Annotated in this window: 18 protein-coding genes; 10 read left to right on the top strand and 8 right to left on the bottom strand. The window is 57.6% G+C overall.

What is annotated here, in order from left to right; genetic code table 11:
* Positions 1–265 precede the first annotated feature (265 nt).
* From NW828_RS08620 to NW828_RS08600, 5 genes are all read right to left on the bottom strand, one after another.
* The gene (locus NW828_RS08620) at positions 266–502 is read right to left on the bottom strand and encodes a hypothetical protein (RefSeq protein WP_414383247.1); all 237 of its coding nucleotides are present in this window, start codon (positions 500–502) and stop codon (positions 266–268) included.
* A gap of 176 nt (positions 503–678) precedes the next feature.
* Positions 679–1,509, bottom strand: a complete 831-nt coding sequence (locus NW828_RS08615) for a HEAT repeat domain-containing protein (RefSeq protein ID WP_414383245.1) — start codon at positions 1,507–1,509, stop codon at positions 679–681.
* Between the two features lie 33 nt (positions 1,510–1,542).
* On the bottom strand, positions 1,543–2,400 hold the full coding sequence (locus tag NW828_RS08610) for a phycobilisome rod-core linker polypeptide (protein ID WP_414383243.1): 858 nt from the start codon (positions 2,398–2,400) through the stop codon (positions 1,543–1,545).
* Between the two features lie 469 nt (positions 2,401–2,869).
* Positions 2,870–3,352 carry a phycocyanin subunit alpha gene (locus NW828_RS08605; RefSeq protein WP_011434281.1) on the bottom strand — a complete coding sequence of 161 codons (483 nt, stop codon included), beginning with the start codon at positions 3,350–3,352 and terminating at the stop codon, positions 2,870–2,872.
* A gap of 194 nt (positions 3,353–3,546) precedes the next feature.
* The gene (locus tag NW828_RS08600; protein WP_011434282.1) at positions 3,547–4,065 is read right to left on the bottom strand and encodes a phycocyanin subunit beta; all 519 of its coding nucleotides are present in this window, start codon (positions 4,063–4,065) and stop codon (positions 3,547–3,549) included.
* A 694-nt stretch (positions 4,066–4,759) separates the two neighbouring features.
* Here NW828_RS08600 and NW828_RS08595 point away from each other — a divergent pair.
* The 7 genes from NW828_RS08595 (at position 4,760) to NW828_RS08565 (ending at position 11,568) form a co-directional block, all read left to right on the top strand.
* A complete protein-coding gene (locus NW828_RS08595; protein ID WP_414383241.1) occupies positions 4,760–5,371 on the top strand; it encodes a chromophore lyase CpcT/CpeT in 612 nt (203 codons plus the stop codon).
* 268 nt (positions 5,372–5,639) lie between these two features.
* Complete coding sequence (locus tag NW828_RS08590) at positions 5,640–6,659, top strand: hypothetical protein (RefSeq protein WP_414383239.1); 1,020 nt, start codon at positions 5,640–5,642, stop codon at positions 6,657–6,659.
* A 58-nt stretch (positions 6,660–6,717) separates the two neighbouring features.
* Positions 6,718–7,194: a hypothetical protein gene (locus NW828_RS08585; RefSeq protein ID WP_414341950.1), complete on the top strand. Its 477-nt coding sequence runs from the start codon at positions 6,718–6,720 to the stop codon at positions 7,192–7,194.
* 64 nt (positions 7,195–7,258) lie between these two features.
* Entirely contained in the window at positions 7,259–9,433 is a 2,175-nt protein-coding gene (locus NW828_RS08580) for an argonaute PAZ domain-containing protein (protein WP_414383237.1), read from the top strand.
* Between the two features lie 46 nt (positions 9,434–9,479).
* Positions 9,480–9,692: a hypothetical protein gene (locus NW828_RS08575; protein ID WP_414383235.1), complete on the top strand. Its 213-nt coding sequence runs from the start codon at positions 9,480–9,482 to the stop codon at positions 9,690–9,692.
* 129 nt (positions 9,693–9,821) lie between these two features.
* Complete coding sequence (locus NW828_RS08570) at positions 9,822–11,057, top strand: hypothetical protein (protein WP_414383234.1); 1,236 nt, start codon at positions 9,822–9,824, stop codon at positions 11,055–11,057.
* 7 nt (positions 11,058–11,064) lie between these two features.
* A complete protein-coding gene (locus tag NW828_RS08565; RefSeq protein WP_414383232.1) occupies positions 11,065–11,568 on the top strand; it encodes a bis(5'-nucleosyl)-tetraphosphatase in 504 nt (167 codons plus the stop codon).
* 1 nt (position 11,569) lies between these two features.
* Here NW828_RS08565 and NW828_RS08560 read toward each other — a convergent pair whose 3' ends face one another.
* Together NW828_RS08560 and NW828_RS08555 are read right to left on the bottom strand one after the other, a co-directional pair.
* Positions 11,570–11,761, bottom strand: coding sequence for a hypothetical protein (locus NW828_RS08560; protein ID WP_414383230.1), 192 nt, complete (start codon positions 11,759–11,761; stop codon positions 11,570–11,572).
* A complete protein-coding gene (locus NW828_RS08555) occupies positions 11,758–12,309 on the bottom strand; it encodes a hypothetical protein (RefSeq protein ID WP_414383228.1) in 552 nt (183 codons plus the stop codon). Before NW828_RS08555 ends, NW828_RS08560 begins: the two co-directional genes overlap by 4 nt.
* Positions 12,310–12,445: 136 nt before the next feature.
* Here NW828_RS08555 and NW828_RS08550 point away from each other — a divergent pair, with 136 nt between their 5' ends.
* Entirely contained in the window at positions 12,446–13,423 is a 978-nt protein-coding gene (locus NW828_RS08550) for an acetyl-CoA carboxylase carboxyltransferase subunit alpha (protein ID WP_414341981.1), read from the top strand.
* 295 nt (positions 13,424–13,718) lie between these two features.
* Here the strand turns inward: NW828_RS08550 and NW828_RS08545 are convergent, their stop codons facing one another.
* On the bottom strand, positions 13,719–15,494 hold the full coding sequence (locus tag NW828_RS08545) for a phospholipase D-like domain-containing protein (RefSeq protein ID WP_414383226.1): 1,776 nt from the start codon (positions 15,492–15,494) through the stop codon (positions 13,719–13,721).
* Here NW828_RS08545 and NW828_RS08540 point away from each other — a divergent pair.
* Positions 15,465–15,788: a fasciclin domain-containing protein gene (locus NW828_RS08540; RefSeq protein ID WP_414383224.1), complete on the top strand. Its 324-nt coding sequence runs from the start codon at positions 15,465–15,467 to the stop codon at positions 15,786–15,788. The genes NW828_RS08545 and NW828_RS08540 overlap by 30 nt on opposite strands.
* 67 nt (positions 15,789–15,855) lie before the next feature.
* A complete protein-coding gene (locus NW828_RS08535; RefSeq protein WP_414349732.1) occupies positions 15,856–16,035 on the top strand; it encodes a hypothetical protein in 180 nt (59 codons plus the stop codon).
* Positions 16,036–16,146 lie beyond the last annotated feature (111 nt).

The raw sequence follows: 16,146 nt of genomic DNA, 5'->3' as shown, positions 1-16,146 counted from the left end.
TCCAAAGTCGCGTCCAATTTGGCGGCCTGCGACTGGGACACCTTGAGCTTGCAGGAGACGGTCAGGACTTGGGTCATAGTTCTATTGTAACCTCGCATTCCTCCCGACACTGACCCTACGGGTACAGTGCGGGGCTCCTGCGATTTCTAGCTGATCCCGGATCCCTCTTTGAATCCCAGGAGCCGCTTCCCATTATCGGGAATATCGAACCCTTCTGGGCAATTGTCGGGCATTAGCTGGATCCCTTGGGCAGGCAGCGAGCTTGTCAGGCCAACAGTTGCCGTTCCTGTTCCAGTTGCTGCAACAGATGCTCATCCCCACGGGCTTGAGCAGAACGGATGCGCTCCTGCAGCCGGTGCAGCAGGTTCCGCCGATGGGTTTCCTCGACCAAGGTCATGAAGTGCTTTCGAGAGGAAACTTGAGGGGATCCCTTGCACCTCAGGGATCCTTGCTGTTGCCCTTGCTCCAAAACTGAGGGCGGCACCTCGATACGGGAAGGCAAAAGACTGAGGCAGTGCTACAGCCACGGAGCCCAACCCTGGTGCCGAGCGGACAGATTCTGACGGCTTTGAATCGCTGCAGAGGGATACACAAACTCATGGGCAATGCCTTGATAGGTCAGTTGCAAAGGACTCCGTCCCGCTAATGTGAACAGCAAGGGCCCAGAAGCACCACCGCTCACAGCAGCTCGTCGATCAGCCGGAGCACCTGCTGCAGCTCAGCACCGGGGATCCTTTGATGTTGTTCCAGGTTGATCTCCACCAACTGTTTGAGGGCGAGGAGCTTCAGGTTGGCCTCCACCGCCGCCGCCGCAATGGCCTGTGCTGCCGGCAAATAGCCGCTGGCCCCCAAGTCCAAAAGGGCAGCCCGCCGCAGATGGATGTTGTCGTGATCCAACACCGACAGCAGAGGCTGGGCAAAGGCCGGATCCCCGGTGAGACGATAGCAGGCCCGCGCCGCCGCACATTGCAAGCGAATGGAAGTGTGCTCTAGGTAAGGACGAATTGGCTCCAGGGCAGCAGCCACCTGCAGTTGTCCAAGAGCCTCGATAATGGCCTCTAGGGCGGCTTGAGCTTCTGTTTGCAGTCCTCGCTCCACACGGCGCAGCCCTTCCAGCAAAGCGGATCCCAGCTTTTCCACTTCGTCGGGATCCCTATGGAGGTTGTTGGCAAGGGCAATCTCAACCAGCGCCTGGGCAGCCGCTGCCACCACTTGGCCATCGGAGCAAGACAAAGCCGCCTTCAGGGGAGGGATCCCGGCGAGGGATCCCAGTTTACCCAAAGCACGAGCAGCGTTGCGCCGCAGCGGATATCCCCCTTGAGCGGTGCGATCCGTTTCATCGGCCAGGGCCTCGATCAGGGCAGGGATCCCTTCGGCAATGCGCATGCGCCCCAGCCACCAAGCCGCATAGTAGCGTTCCCCTGGATCCCCGTGGCGCAGCTTGGCGATTTGTCCAGCCGGGGTGAGATCCACCGACGGATTGGGATCCAGAGGAACAGCAGTGGTCATGGAATCGACAACGGAGAAGACACCGAGAAGGGATTAAGCGCTGCGGACACTGACGATCTTGGCGCCCGATTTGAGCAACCGCTGCATTGTTGCCGACAGTTGATCGACAGAGACGAAAATCTGCTGGTTGGATTTGCGCACTCGGCTGGAAGTGGCCAGCGCCGAAGGCGGATTCAGCAGTCGGGTCACTTCCACACAGAACATGCGATCCGACTGGCCCGTTGGCGGCCCCAGGTGTTTGGAAATGGGGCTGGGCGGCAGCAGGCCCCGCACCCCAATGCGGCGAATGGCCGGGGTAAACCCGGTGGCCAAAGGCATCATCAGACGGGGTCTGGGCCCTTGGGAGCGATCGTTGTTGGCGTAGCCCCCGTAGAGAGCGAAGAGATTGGTAAAGTCGCGGGTGGAATGAGCCTTGCGGTATTCAAACCCACGCGGGTAGGGGACGATGTTGTCTCCAAAAGCTTCTAGGTATTCTGGGCTGTCGATGTAGGAATCGATCTCCGCGCTGTGGCCGCCAGATTGGTAGATGTCCAAATGGCGGGCGATGTCTTTGGGGCTGGTGGGAGCGCGTCCCAGCAGATGCTTGAAATTGAGCTCGATGGCCCGGGTTTGCGAGTTGGGGTAGAAAAACCGCTTTTTGTAGGCTTCGGACTTGGCGATCAATCGCACAAACTCCCGCACCGTCAGGCTGCCCTGGCGCAGCAGCGATTCCGCACTGGCTAGCTCCTTCCTATCGGCCCCAAACAAATGGTCGTTGCCCAGCACCTGACGGTAGATGGCCCGCAGCACCGCATTGAGCTGATCCTGGCTGGCGTTGGGGCGCAACTCCAGTGGGGTGGTCTCCGTAATGCCCCGGATCCCCATCCGGCTTGCCGCTGTAATTGCACTCATGCTAATTCCCCCGATTGAACTGAATGGACACAGATTGAGAACAAGCTTGCGTTTAGGGTCATTTCGATTCAAGCTAGGACATTGCACCCACACCTAAAGTGTTGGTTGCGTCGTCGCGTCGGCGTTGCGGAGCAATAATGCAGGGGGCCAAAAGGCTTTTCAAGGACTCCGTCCCGCTGGCGCGATCAATAGCCCAGGCGTCTCACCCTAGCCTGAAACGACTGTAGAAATCGAAAACTAAAATTAGAAATCAAAAATCGGCAGCCCCAAGCTGCAGAAGAGCAACAGTGGCGCCTTCCTATTGGGGAGACTGATCCGCAAACCCACGTGGTCAAACGTATCTCTCCGCAACGTAGCAGGCTCACCACCGTTGCCCTCAACAACCTTCCCTCGCCATCCCCCCTGGTTTATGGGATGAGCCAACTGGCTAGCCGGCGTCGCCCTTTTAGAGGGATCCCAAGCCAAGGGTTTAGCTGAGCGCGTTGATGGCGTAGTCGATGTAGGTGTTGGCTTCGGTGGCCGCTTGCCCGGTCAGGCCGTGGTTGGCTTTGATGTAGCGCAGGGCTTCGATGAACCAACTGGGGGAGAGCTCAAAAGCGGCGTTGATTTCGCGGATCCCGGCCAACTGATACTCGTCCAGAGGACCGGTGCCACCGGCTACCAAGCAGTAGGTGATGTAGCGCAGGTAGTGGCGCACGTCACGGGCGCACTTGTCCTTGCCAGCTTGGGTGTGGCACTGCCCACCGGGTTGGGTGGTGTAGGGGAACTTGGCGTAAACGGCTTCGGTGGCACCGCGCACCAGCTCGTCGGCACGGCTGCTCAGAACTCGAGCGGCTTCCATGCTGGCGGCAGCCCGCTGAAAACGGCCATTGATGGCCTGCAATTCGCTGTTGCTCAGGTAGCGCCCTTGGCTATCGGCAGTGGCGATGGCGTCAACAATTGGGGTTTGCATGATTCAAAACGCTCCTTTACTTAACTCAAGCTCAATGCAAAGAACAAGGCCAAAGCTGCAAAGTCTCAACTGCAAAATCGCTGCAAAATAAAGTTGCTTTTCCAGGGATCCCCTGCCAACCCGAGTTGTCTTAGATCCCAGAGAGGTCTTCGCAACTGGATCCGGACACAACAGAAACTTCAGCCCAAAGGGGATCAAACCACAGCAGCAGCAGCGCGATCGAAGTAGGATTCGATTTCGGCAATCAGAGCGCTGCAGTCGCCCCGGGTGATGCCGTTGGGGTCGTTTACCACCGCCACCGCAGCCTTTTTCATCTTTTGGATGCCGTTGGCCACCGAGCTACCGGGGGTGCCCAAGGCTTGATAGGTTTCCCGCAGGCCGTTCAAGCAGCGCTCGTTCAGCACACTGGCATCTCCGGCTGCCACTGCGTAGGTGATGTAGCGGAGAATAATGTCCATGTCCCGCATACAGGCGGCTACGTTACGACTGGGGTAGGCAGGACCACCGGGAGCGTTCAAATTGGGCTCCTCGGCGAACAACTGACGGATGGCATCGGTCACGATCTTGGAGGCATTGCTGGTGAGGCGGTTCACAGCGTCCAAACGCTTGTTCCCCTCGGCAATTACCTGCTGGAGAGCGGCAAACTCGTTCTCTCCCAAAAAAGCGCCTTTGGAGTCAGCTTGTGCAACCACTTTGCCAAATACATCGTTCATGGTTTTGAATCTCCCTAGCGAAAGTAAAAGAGGTTATGAATCCACATTCCCTGCAGCGGACAAGAGAGCACCTGCCGGCCAGGAATGCAACACCGCTTGGATCCCCAGTGCCGAGAGGTGCTGTTTAACTCACAGAACCGCCGACGGGATCGAAGCCGATAGAACCAAGATGAGCAAGCGAAGCTCGCTCCCAGATCCAGGCCTTCATCCAAGGGATCGGACTTGGGCTAAGGAGCCTCAGCCGCTGCTAGCAACCTCAACTGGGCAGACGAGGAGAAGCTGGCTCGCCTTGTTTCCAGTCTTTTTCTACCGCGAAGGCAAGAAGCGATGAAATCAAAAAATGTAAATCGGCTTTACCTCGCGCAAAAGGTCTTAGATCGGTTTCCAACCTGCTTCCCATCTCGGATCCCAGGCTGTTCTCCCTGTCCTTCGCGGGAGTAGTTTTTTACAAAAGAGAATGTTTCTTTGCCTAGCTTTACAATATGAACAAAGATGTCAGCCCCGATCGCGGCTTTGCAGCTTGCAAGGGATCCATTTTCAGTATCGGAGCGAACATTCTCATAAAGGATACATAATTTAACACTTGCTGCAATCCTCGGTCGGGCCTGAGGTTGGGGCAAAATCTGAGAAGGTTCTCTTCGATTCCCTAAGATTTTCGGTACACACCTTTTACAGAAGTTCTGGATGCCCGCTTATGCCTATTGGGTTGGATCGCACTCCTTCCCCAGAGCTGCTGCAGATGGCGCGTTGGCTGGCAGGAGACTTCAGCAACCAAGAGCAAGCCTGGGAGAATCCACCGTTTTTTGCCCAAATCCGAGTGGCCTACCGCCCCTTGCCGGCCCAAGTTTTGGGCGGGATCGGCTTTTATGTGGAGCAAGCCTACAGTGGCCATTTGGAAGATCCCTATCGGCAGGCGGTGGTGGAATTGACTCAGGCAAGCGCTGGGATCCTGATTCGCAACTACCGCCCTCTGGAGCCGCAGCGGTGGCGGGGCTGTGCTCGGGAAAGGGCAGACCAACTGAGTCAACTGCAGGCTGCCGACCTAGCCTATCTAGAGGGGTGTGATGTGCATGTGAAGAGGCAGGGATCCCTCTTTGTCGGCGTGACGGAGCCGGGGTGCCGGTGTTGCGTGGTGCGCAACGGCCAAACCACTTATCTGCAGACCACCTTGCACCTGAGCGAGAGCGAGTTTTGCAGCCATGACCGAGGGATGGATCCCATCACCCACCAGCAGGTTTGGGGAGCCCTGGCAGGCGCTTTTCGCTTCCAAAAAGTGGTCGATTGGCAGGCGGAGCTAATGCTGTAGGCTGCAGCCCATCCAGCCCCACAACTCCACAGTTGACAGCGCTATTGCGCACTCTCCCTCAGCCAGCTTTGTGTACACTGTCCTTGGCCGGGATCCAAATCCCCCAGGTTTGAGCGTGCTGTTTACCGGTTGCAACCGGGCTAGGCTCCTTTTAATTCAGTGTGGGTATTCAATGCAGGTGAGGTCAAGCCCAAAGAATGAGCCACGGTCTGGGCGGGCTTGGCACAGCCCTTGGGGAATGGCAATCGCCCTAGTTGGGATCTTGGCCTTGCTGCTGCTCGGTGCCGGCTGTTCTGGCCAGGGGGAATCTGCAGCTTCCCCCCCTGCGTTGATCCCTCTCCCGCCTCAGCCGGGAACCGAGTCGATTCCCATGCCGGTGCGTACCCTGGGCAACAGCCGCTTCAAGCTCCTGGGCCTGACAGTGGGGGTGGCCGGGAGCGGAGCTGAGGTGTTACTGGATACCGGCTCGGCAGGTTTGCGCATCATAGCGACAGCAGCAGGTCGCTTTGGCCTGGAGCGGACGGGGATCCCTTCCACTGTGACGTTCGGAGATGGCACGCAATTTATCGGGGTGTTGGCCCGCGCCCCCTTCAGCATAGGCGGGATCCCCAGTCGAGAGCCGGTAACAATTCAGTTGATCGACCAAATCACTTGCGTGGAGCCACTGGTGGCCAACTGTTCCGACAATCTGTTTGGGCCAGGACGGCCTTTTGCTGGGATCCTAGGCACATCCTTGGATGAGCGCAGCCCCAACCGGGAGCTGTTTAGCCCGCTCACCCGTCTTCCGGGCAATTTCCGCTCTGGGTACATTATTCAAACGGGGGGCTTCAACTCCACCCAGGGCCTGTTCACGGTTGGCCTAACGGCTGCCAACACCGCCGGCTTCAATTTCCGGCAGTTTCCCCAGGTGGGAAGCTTTCCCGATGGCACACCCATCTGGCGGGATGAGGCTTTGCAAGTGGCCTACAGCATTAGCAACACTTCCATTCAAAATGCCCTCAGCCCCACCGTTTTTGACAGTGGTTCTTCCGACATTTTTCTCAATGTCAGGCTGTTGGGGGCAGCTCCTTTCTCCACCTCGACCTTGCCCCCCGGCGCTGAATGGCGAGCTGTGCTGGAGGGGGCTTTTGACTACCGCATTCGGGTTGGCTTTCCCATTACGCCCAGCCGGGATCGGATTTTTGTTAACGGCAACCAAGGAGTGCAACTGTTGGGCATGCCACTGTTTTTCAACGCCGACGTTGCCTTTGATATTGAAGGCGGTCGGATCGGCTTTCGCCTACGTTGAGACGAAGTTGTTTTCAACATCCAAAAGCATTGGGATCACTTGCGGAGAAGAACTTGCCATGTTCGGCCGAGCCTTGAAAACCGGGAACAGCACGCTGCACAGATGGCCTTGGGTTTGGGGGCTACTGCTGCTCTGTTGGCTAGGGCTGAGCGGGCCGGCTTGGTCGATCAGCTTGGGGGATCCCTTGCCGGAGTGGGCTGAGTCTGTGCAGGTGGGACGACAGCGGCTGCGCGGGGTGGAGCAATACCGCGGCCAGGAACAAATCCGCGCCTATGGCAACGAAGCAGGACGGGTGTTTTGGATTCAAATCAACAGCAGCGCTGACTTGCCCCCGGATTACCGAGACTATTTGGGCGAATACCAACAATTTCTGGTAGAAGCCGTAGAAGTGGTGCCGTTGCGAGCCCGACGGCTGCGCTTCCGCCAGGGAAATCGCAGCGCCGAGTGGCAGGTGGTGGGCATGAGCGGTCGGTTTCAGGCGGAGGCGATCAGCAGAGATTTGGCTCCGCCAGGGTTGTTTGGAGATCCCTCGTGAAGAGCAGGAGAATTAGAGCTTATCCTAGAGATCCTAGAGAGAAACTTGAAACTAGAGTCTGCCAATGAATTTACTCCAGAAGAAAGTTGAGGTTACTCTTAATCGCTTCTTCGTTAAGAGGCTAACTCAGGAGGATCTCACCTTCTACGGATACCATTGCAAGCCAAACCCTCTCCCCGCTCCGGGGGAAGAGCACAAAGCCCTCGCAAGGGTTTGTAATCAGCTAGGTGTAGTGGCTGTTCCTCTAGAGGGCTGCATTATAGCCCGGGAAAAGGTTGACCCCGATAAACTTAAGACAAAGGACGGGGAACTAGAGGAAATTGGACAGAGAGTTCTAAACTGCACCAATGTCCAAGAAAAAGATGCCCTCGAAAGCTTTGAGCGTAGGAGGCTACGGCTGTGTCTCAAATCTTTATACTCTGGGAAAACCGAAGTTGAAACATCAGGAGGCAGCTTACTTTGGTGGAAGAAGGAAGAAGTTGATTGTGGAGAGGGTTGGAAAATCCACGAAGGAAGAAGAATAGATGTTGTTGTCAACCAGGACAGTGAGCTGTACATAGAGATAGATGTTCAGTACCATTTCTACACGCCATGGACCTTGCATGAGTGGCTTGATAAATATCCAGATGTCCCGATCCATTGGGTCCAGAATACATACGATAAACGCCAGACTTGGGAATATCTGGGTATCCTTTCCAAACAGTCGCCGTGGGAGATTCAATTGCCAGAGCTGAACATGAGTCTAGCGGAGTATCATTTGCAGAAGCACAGTGCACCTAGAGAGGAAGTGGAAAGCTCCTGGGTAGTCGAAGTATCTTCAGGTCGAGGGTGTTTTCCCCATCTGTCTCGAAGGCTATCGCCTGTCTTAACTTTGGAGATACTGGCCAGCATAGAAGATGCTAGAAATCCTGGTAAAAAAGTCAGTGCTTCGGTCATCGAGCATTCTAGAAAAAGTTTAGAATATAGACTTCAAGGGTCTAAAAAAGTTGCAGAGACTATCATAAGAAGAATCTACAAATCTCCCATTGCTCAAGAGAGAATTCAGCCTCTGAAAATAGAGGGCTATATCCTGCCAAGGCCAAGACTACTGGGTCGCAACAATCAAGCAATCGAGAACCCAGCCAGAGTTAGGTACCAAGGATGTGCAAGAGTTGGCGAGACAAAGTTTGGACTTCTAAATCTTGACGATAATAAACGTGAGTATCCTACTGAGGTTCGCAAGTGCCTACTTGAAGTAGCTAAAAAGAGCGGAGCAAGAGTTGAAATAGACTTTTACGCAACCCGTCAAGATTTGCCTGAAGGCGACCTTGCTCAACAGAGGTTTTGGCAAAGCTGGGCCGACAAAGGGATCAAAACCGTTCTGGTTGTCATGCCCTTGTCGCCTAATGAGCACAAGCAAAAGATCCGCTTGCAAGCACTTCGAGCAGGAATAGCAACTCAGTTTATGATTCCTGGAGCTGACCCCTACAAAGCTCTAAATGTCGTACTAGGACTTCTGTGTAAAGCTGCGTGGCAACCCGTGTTGCTTGAACCCCTCGATCATCCTGAGTGCTCCGAGCTTACCATTGGTTTTGATGTGGGGACGAATCGAGAGCTTTACTACGGAACCTCTGCCTTCGCGGTACTGGCCAATGGTCAAAGCTTAGGCTGGGAGTTGCCCGATATACAAAGAGGAGAAACTTTTTCCGGCGAGGCAATTTATCAAACCGTGTCCAAGCTCGTCAATAGATTCTACAACAAATTTCATCGATACCCTAGAAAGGTTCTTTTGATGAGGGATGGCTTAGTTCAAAGAGGCGAATTTGATAAAACAATTGAGGAACTAATAAAAGAAAAGATTGCTGTGGATATTGTTGGAGTGCGCAAAAGTGGCACAGTCAGAATGGGAAGAGAGGAAAAAGGAAGCTATAGAGACGCTGCAATGGGCACTGTCATTTTTGACCATGAACGAAGGTCATTTATGCTCGTAACAAGCCAGCCCATTAAGAAGTCCTCGGTGCCAATTGGCAGCGCAAGACCGCTGCGAGTTGTCCATGAACACGGCAACACTCCTTTGGAAGTTCTGGCTATACAAACTTACCATCTCTCCCAGCTTCATCCCGCCAGTGGTTTTCAAGCCTGTAGGCTTCCTTGGGTATTGCACTTTGCCGACAAAAGCAGTAAAGAGTTCCAGCGCATTGGCAACAGCATTTTTAGTGTGCTGCAGAACATAAACCGAGAGAAGTTGATTGCCGTCTAGCCAAGGGAGGGGATCCCCACCTGCCGGCCTTGCTAGGATTGGGGGGGTGGTTGGTGTTGCGGCTATGGAGATGAATGAGGTCTGGAAGACCTTTCTGAGCAATCCTGTTCCGTTTTGTGGCGGTTTTCTCAGCGGCCTGCTGCGTTTGGATGTGAAGCAGGATCCCTTGCGCAGTTGGCTGGAGTCCCAGGGGCTGAGGGTGGAGGAGCCCCCGCCTTCCGGTCGCTCCAACGGCCCCCAATCCATTTCCATTGAATAGGCGTACTCAATCGGCGGGCAGAGAGTAGGGATCCCTTCCGAACGCTTTCTCTCAGGTGTGGGAAGCGCTCTGATCCGGGCACAAGCAGCGACAAGAAGGGCAGCAAGAGCAGGGTTGCGAGGTGAGCTGATGTTCCCTGAACAGTCCCAATTCAGGAAGTGGCAGGGATCCCTTCGAGGCTGGGGCTATCTCGGCGGGGTGGTGTTCCTGGCAACGGGACTGGTCGGTCTGCCGTCAGGGGATCCGGCCTTGGCCCAATCGGATCCCTCTTCTCTTGCCAGCCCTAAGCAGGATCCCCAAGCTTGGCTGGAGCGCTACAACGCCGCTCTAGAGCAATTGCCCCCTTTGCCCAACTTGCAATATCGCCAGCAGGTGCGGGTAGAGGGATCCCAAACCTTCACAGCCACGTTGGATGTGCTCTACCGCCGCGACGGCAGTTGGCAGGCTTGGGTAGCCGAAGGGGATCGCATCCGCCTCTTGGATTCGCGCCAATTGGAAGTGGTGAACCAGTCGGATCTGCTGCAGCTGTACTCGGTGTATGTGAGCCGACCGGAAGCCCTCTTGCCCTCGGTGAGCTTTTACTTGAAGGCGGATCCCAGCCGCTACCGCGTCCTCTCCTCAGAACGGGTGGATTTGGCTGGATCCCCTGTCCAGCACTTGCGCCTAGAGCCCATTCAGGAAGGCCAGTTGCGGGAGCTGTGGCTGGATCCGCAGTCGGGGCTGCCGCGGCAGGTGTTGCTGTTTTTGTCGGGGGTGTGGGGGCAGGCCTATGTCCTGATGGGGTTTACGGCGGTGCCAGCTCCCGAGGGAGGGGAGCGCTACTGGCTGCCGGAGAGCACCCGCATCAATTTGGGCTATGGCTTTTGGACCCTGGAGGGCCTGAACCGCCGCGTGTTCAGGGGATCCCTGTCCATCCAGCATGACTACCAGGACTACCGCATTTTGCCAGAAGGGACGCAGTTGCGCTTTTTGCCTTCGCAGCCGCCGGTGGATGCGCCGCCGGTGGTAGCCGGCCTGCCGGGGAGCGCTCCTCAAGCGGAGTTGGGAGATGTGCGGGCCTTGGGAGTGGATGAGCAGGGCAACCAGCAGTTCAGCATTGGCCTGGGCCGGCGCTCCAGCCCGGACAATTCCTTGGAAGACCGAATCGTTGCTTTCAACCTAACCCGACCCACCAGCCGCAACGCCCTGACCCAAATCGATACTTTAGCTCTTTTGCCTCTGGGGAATGGCCAGTTGCCCATCTATCTCTTCCAATTCGACACCGGTCGCCCCCTCTCGCCCCTGCAAGGGGTAGAGCGCCCGCAGGTGGATCCCAACGAGGTCTTCGCTCCTAAGCCGCCAGCCATCAAACTCTTTGGAGATTAGCTCCCCAATGCTGATAGATGCTGCCTATGGGGTGATCCCCATCCTGCCCCACCCACCCGCCCAGGAAGCTCCCAGACTGGGCTCTTCTCATTTGTATCTGCTCATCCAGCACCAGAAGGGGCATTGGGCTTTCCCAAAAGGGCACAAGGATAGCTCCGAAAGCGACCTGGAGGCGGCGCAGCGAGAATTGCGAGAGGAAACCGGCTTGACCGACTACCAGCTTCTGACCCTGCCCGGCCAGTCTGACCCTTTGACGCTGCAGGAAGCCTACACCTTTACGGATCCAGAGGGGAACCGAGTGGCCAAAACCGTTACCTACTACGTGGCCTTGCTGCCGCCCCAATTTCCTCCCCCTGAGCTACAGGTGCAACCAGAGGAGGTGGCCGCCTACCGCTGGTGCTCCTACCCCGAAGCCTTGGAGCAGATCAGTTTTGAAGAGAGTCGGCAACTGCTGCGCCGCTGCCAGGCTTATCTGCAAGAGCTGTGGGGAGGTCAGTCCACTGGAGTCTGACCTAGGGCAGGCCCGGCCCATCCGACTTGGCCAATACCTGGGAAACGCCCTCACTCGGCAGCCTGCGCCGCCTGACATCCTCCCAGTTGCAGCCCTCCCCAGCCGCTATGCAGCTCAGGCCCGCCAAAGGGGTATTGTGCAGTGGATCCCGCCAGTTGAAGGTCAGCTCCCTCTGTTGGTGTTCGACCCTCATCTCTGGCCTGCCTGTTCTTGAGAAGGGAGAAGGGGCAGTTGCAGCTCTGGATTCTCCACGCGGGTTAGCTCCCAGCGAAAGGGATCCCCACCCCGTCGCTGCCAATTCAATTGGAAGGGTTGCTCCAGCGCATTCACCTGATCTCGCGTCAGGTTGGCCAAGGGGCCGCCGGAGCCCTCGATAACAAACCAGAGGGTGGCCCGTCCTTGGCGACTGGGATCCCCTAGGTCGAGCTGCACCTGCAGCGCTTGGGGTTGGAGGCGCAAGCGAAAAAATTGGCCGAAGATCTCGCGGCTGTAGGCCAGCGCCCGCTGCTTGTTCAGGCCCCAACCATCGCTATAGGCCTCAGATACCAACATCTCCACCTGATCCCAGTTGCGCTGCTCCACCGCCCGCAGCAATCTCTGGGTGTGGGCCCGGATTTGCCGCTCGGGCCGCCCGTAGTGCCAAAAGGCGCCCCCTGCGATGGCCAAAACGACGGATCCCACCACCCCCCAGCGCAGCCAGGGGGGAAGGGGTGAAGGGGGAGAAGAGACAGAAGCAGACAAGGGATCCCTCTTGGGCAGTAGGGGGATTGCTCCCTCTAGCCTACGGGATCCACATGTGAGAAGATCAAAGTCCCATCCCCAAATCTGTGCAGCCTTTGCCGGTCACAGCACGCTCCCGAAATTTAGCCAACCGGTCATGACCAAGTCCACCGACCGCCTGCTGCTGGAGTTTGAGCAGCCTGTTGCCGCCCTAGAACAACGGATTCAGGAAATTCGGGCCTTGGCAGAAGAAAACGACATCGATGCTTCTGAGCAGATTCGCCAATTGGAAGCCAAAGCCGAAGAGCTGCGCCGTGAGATCTTCAGCCAGCTCACGCCGGTAGAACGGCTCCAGGTGGCCCGTCACCCCCGCCGCCCCACCACCCTGGATTACGTACAGACCATCTGTGACGACTGGTTTGAGCTGCACGGGGATCGCCACGGCCAGGACGATCCAGCCATTGTGGGCGGGTTGGCCAAGCTGGGGGAGCAGCCGGTGATGATCCTCGGCCACCAAAAGGGCCGCGACACCAAAGACAACATCCACCGCAACTTTGGGATGCCCAATCCCGCCGGCTACCGCAAAGCCCTGCGGCTAATGGAACATGCCCACCGCTTCGGCCTGCCCCTGCTCACCTTCATCGATACGCCGGGGGCTTACCCAGGCGTTAAGGCGGAAGCCGAGGGCCAAGGAGAGGCCATTGCCACCAACCTGCAGACCCTTTTCCGGCTGGAGATCCCCATCATCTGCACTGTCATCGGCGAAGGGGGATCGGGCGGAGCCTTGGCCATTGGGGTGGGCAACCGCATCCTGATGTTCGAGCACGCCGTCTACTCCGTGATCTCGCCGGAAGGCTGCGCGGCTATTCTCTGGAAGGATGCCAAGAAGGCTCCCCAAGCGGCGGCAGCCCTGCGCATTACCGCCCAAGACCTGCTGCAACTGGAGGTGATCGACGAGATCCTGCCAGAGCCGGTTGGCGGTGCCCACCGCGCGCCCTTGGAAGCTGCTCAAACCCTCAAAGAGGCTCTTCTCAGGCATCTCAAGGAACTTTCTAGCCTGAGCGGGCGAGAATTGCGCGAGGAGCGCTACCAAAAGTTTCGCCGCATGGGAGCGTTTCTGGAGCTTTCTGAATAGACTTATGCATCCCTGATTTATAGTCGTTTCAGATTAGGGTGAGACACCTGGGCCATTGATCGCGCCAGCGGGACGGAGTCCTTGAAAAGCCTTTTGGCCCCCTGCATTATTGCTCTGCAACGCCGATGCGACCAACATTTTAGGCGTGGGTGCAGTGTCCTGGTTTGAACTGAAATGACTATATTTGGGGTTTAATTTGGGGTTTATTCGAGGGGAGAGGCCCTTTAGGAGCTGCTCTGGGATGAACTTCCGAAAGCACTCCGCGCCCTCAACCTGACCAAGAGGGGGCTAACTCCTACCAGGTTACCCGATCCCGCAGTTGCTCAATCCGGGCTGGGCCAATGCCATTGACCCGTTGCAGATCCTCCAAAGAGGAGAAGGGGCGGGCCTCGATAATGCGCTGCGCCAGGGCGGGGCCAATGCCGGGCAACTGTTCCAGCTCCGCCGCCGTGGCCGTATTCAGGTTAACGCGAGGGGATCCCCCAGGAGACGCCACCGGAAAAGCAACCGACGGGGAAGGGGATCCCGCCTCAGGAGGAAGAACGACCTCGACTTCCAGCAGCTCCGGCTCCGGTTCAGGCAAGGAAGCGGCAACGGGGACGGGGTTGGGGCAGCGACGGGACGCCTCTTCTGCCTGCTGTTGCAAGCGGCGGCTGGGGCCAAAACGGGCCTCGGCCATCAGCCGGTCGAACTCCCGCACAAAGTGATCCACCACTCGGCTATTGCGGATGATCAGGAGGTTTTCGTCGTTGAGGTAGTTGGCCGAGACCGACCAGTTGTGGGATCCGGTGATCACCGTGGCCTGAGGAGTGCCGGGATCGATGATGGCAAACTTATGGTGCAGCTTATCGCCGGGGGCGAGGTTGGGTATGCCTACAGACTGGGCCGGCAGCGTCCAGGGCAGGCGCGCCGCCTCCACCTGGCACTTTTCGTCGGGGAGCAACAGCCCCCACATCTCCAGGGTGCGGCTGTAGTCGCGGAAGGCAAAGCCGGGATCGAACACCCCGCGGATCTCCACGTTACGCTCCTGGCGCAGTTGCCTGAGCTGGTTGGCAATGCCCGGATCCGTAAAGACGAACAGAGCCAGATCCACCTGTCGCCGGGCTTGGGCCAGGGCGGCGGCGATGATGCCGTTGGAGGTGGCTTCGTAGGGCAAGGAGCGGCTGGCAGGAGAAAAGTGAACCCCCACAATGGCATCGCCAAGGTACACCGTTTCCAGGGGACGCTTGAGCTTTTGCACGCCGAAGCGGCTATCGGGCAGGCCGCCAGGACCATCGCCCCACATGAGATCAAATTCCTCGGTGTAGAGGCGGGCCAGCTCGGGGCTATCCAGCAGCAGCAGGTGATTGGCATTGCCGACGCTGTCGGGGGCATCAAAGTCCCCGTGAATATCAGAGAGCGTGAAATTGGCCGATCCGGTCAAGACTTTTTGCCCGTCGATCACCACAAATTTGTGGTGCATCAGGCCGCTGCCCTTGGAGCCATCGGCGGTATCATCCAGCCAGGGCACCCGCCCCCCATCCAGCAAGGCGTACACATCTCGGCTGGCAATCTCCTCGGGAGAAAACCGTCCATCGCGGTTCACATCCACCAGGTTGCGGTACTCCTCGAACTTGCGACGGCTGCGCTCGTCCAGCGCCCGCACTTCGGCAGGGGTGAGCTGGTGCCAGGCTCGCACGTAGGTGTTTTCAGTAATAAAACGCACAGGGATCCCCGCCTGCCGCCGCTCCACCAGAGCCTGGGCAATCAGGGGTAGGTTCAGCTCCTGCACGGCAATATCCACCGACTGCCGAGCGGAGCGAATCTGGGAAATGATGAACTCTTCCAGGTTGTAGCCATAGCGGCGGATCTGGCGATAGGGATCCCGATAGGTGCTCTCGCGGCTTTGGTTGAACACCACCCGGATGCGGGGGTGCTGCGGCAGAGGGGCCAGGGTGGGCAGCTCCGGCTCTTGGGGGTAGGCTCTGGGCCGAGGACCCACCCAGTAGCCGATCAAGACCAGAATGAGAAGCAGAGCAGCCCAGGGCAGCCAGCGGCGGAGTTGCCGCAACCACGACGGGATCCCGTTCATGGCCTTTCTCCTCTCCAGCAATCACGCCCCCAGGATACCGAACTTTACGGCAGCCACTTCTGGGGCAAGGTGTCTCTGGGGGGTATTCTCACCTATCACGTGGTTCCCGGTTTGGCCCCTTCCGACGCCCTCAGAGCCGGCCAGCAGGTGGCGACCTTACAGGGATCCCCGGTGACGGTCACCCTCGAGGGAGGACAGATCCGCATCAACAACGCCAAGGTAGTTGTGGCAGACATTCAAGCCTCTAACGGCATCATCCACGTCATCGATGCAGTCTTGATCCCGCCGCGTTAGGAATTGGGCCACCACTTCGGGCATCATAGAAGCATCGAGATCCAGCACTTTATTGGGGAGATTCAGCGTGGAGCGGCCTAAGTGGGTAGCAATCGTTACAGGGATCCTGGCCATTGCTCTGGGGGTGGGCTACTTGCTGCTGGCACAGCTGTTGGATTATCGCGGGGGCGAGTTTTTGCCGGCACCGCTGGAGCCGCCGGCGATTTTGGGAGAGGGGATCCCTGGCTCATTGGGCCGGTTGAGCTGAGGGCGCTTTTGACTTCCTGCTTCCCCTTCCTCTTTTACTTGCGGGTGGCTGATCCCCAGCAAAACTCTTGACAAAATTGTATGCTCAGCTACAGCAAGCCCTATGCTGGAG

Source organism: Synechococcus sp. W55.2, from assembly GCF_047461635.1.
GTDB lineage: Bacteria > Cyanobacteriota > Cyanobacteriia > Thermostichales > Thermostichaceae > Thermostichus.
This window is presented reverse-complemented; position numbering and strand designations above follow the sequence as displayed.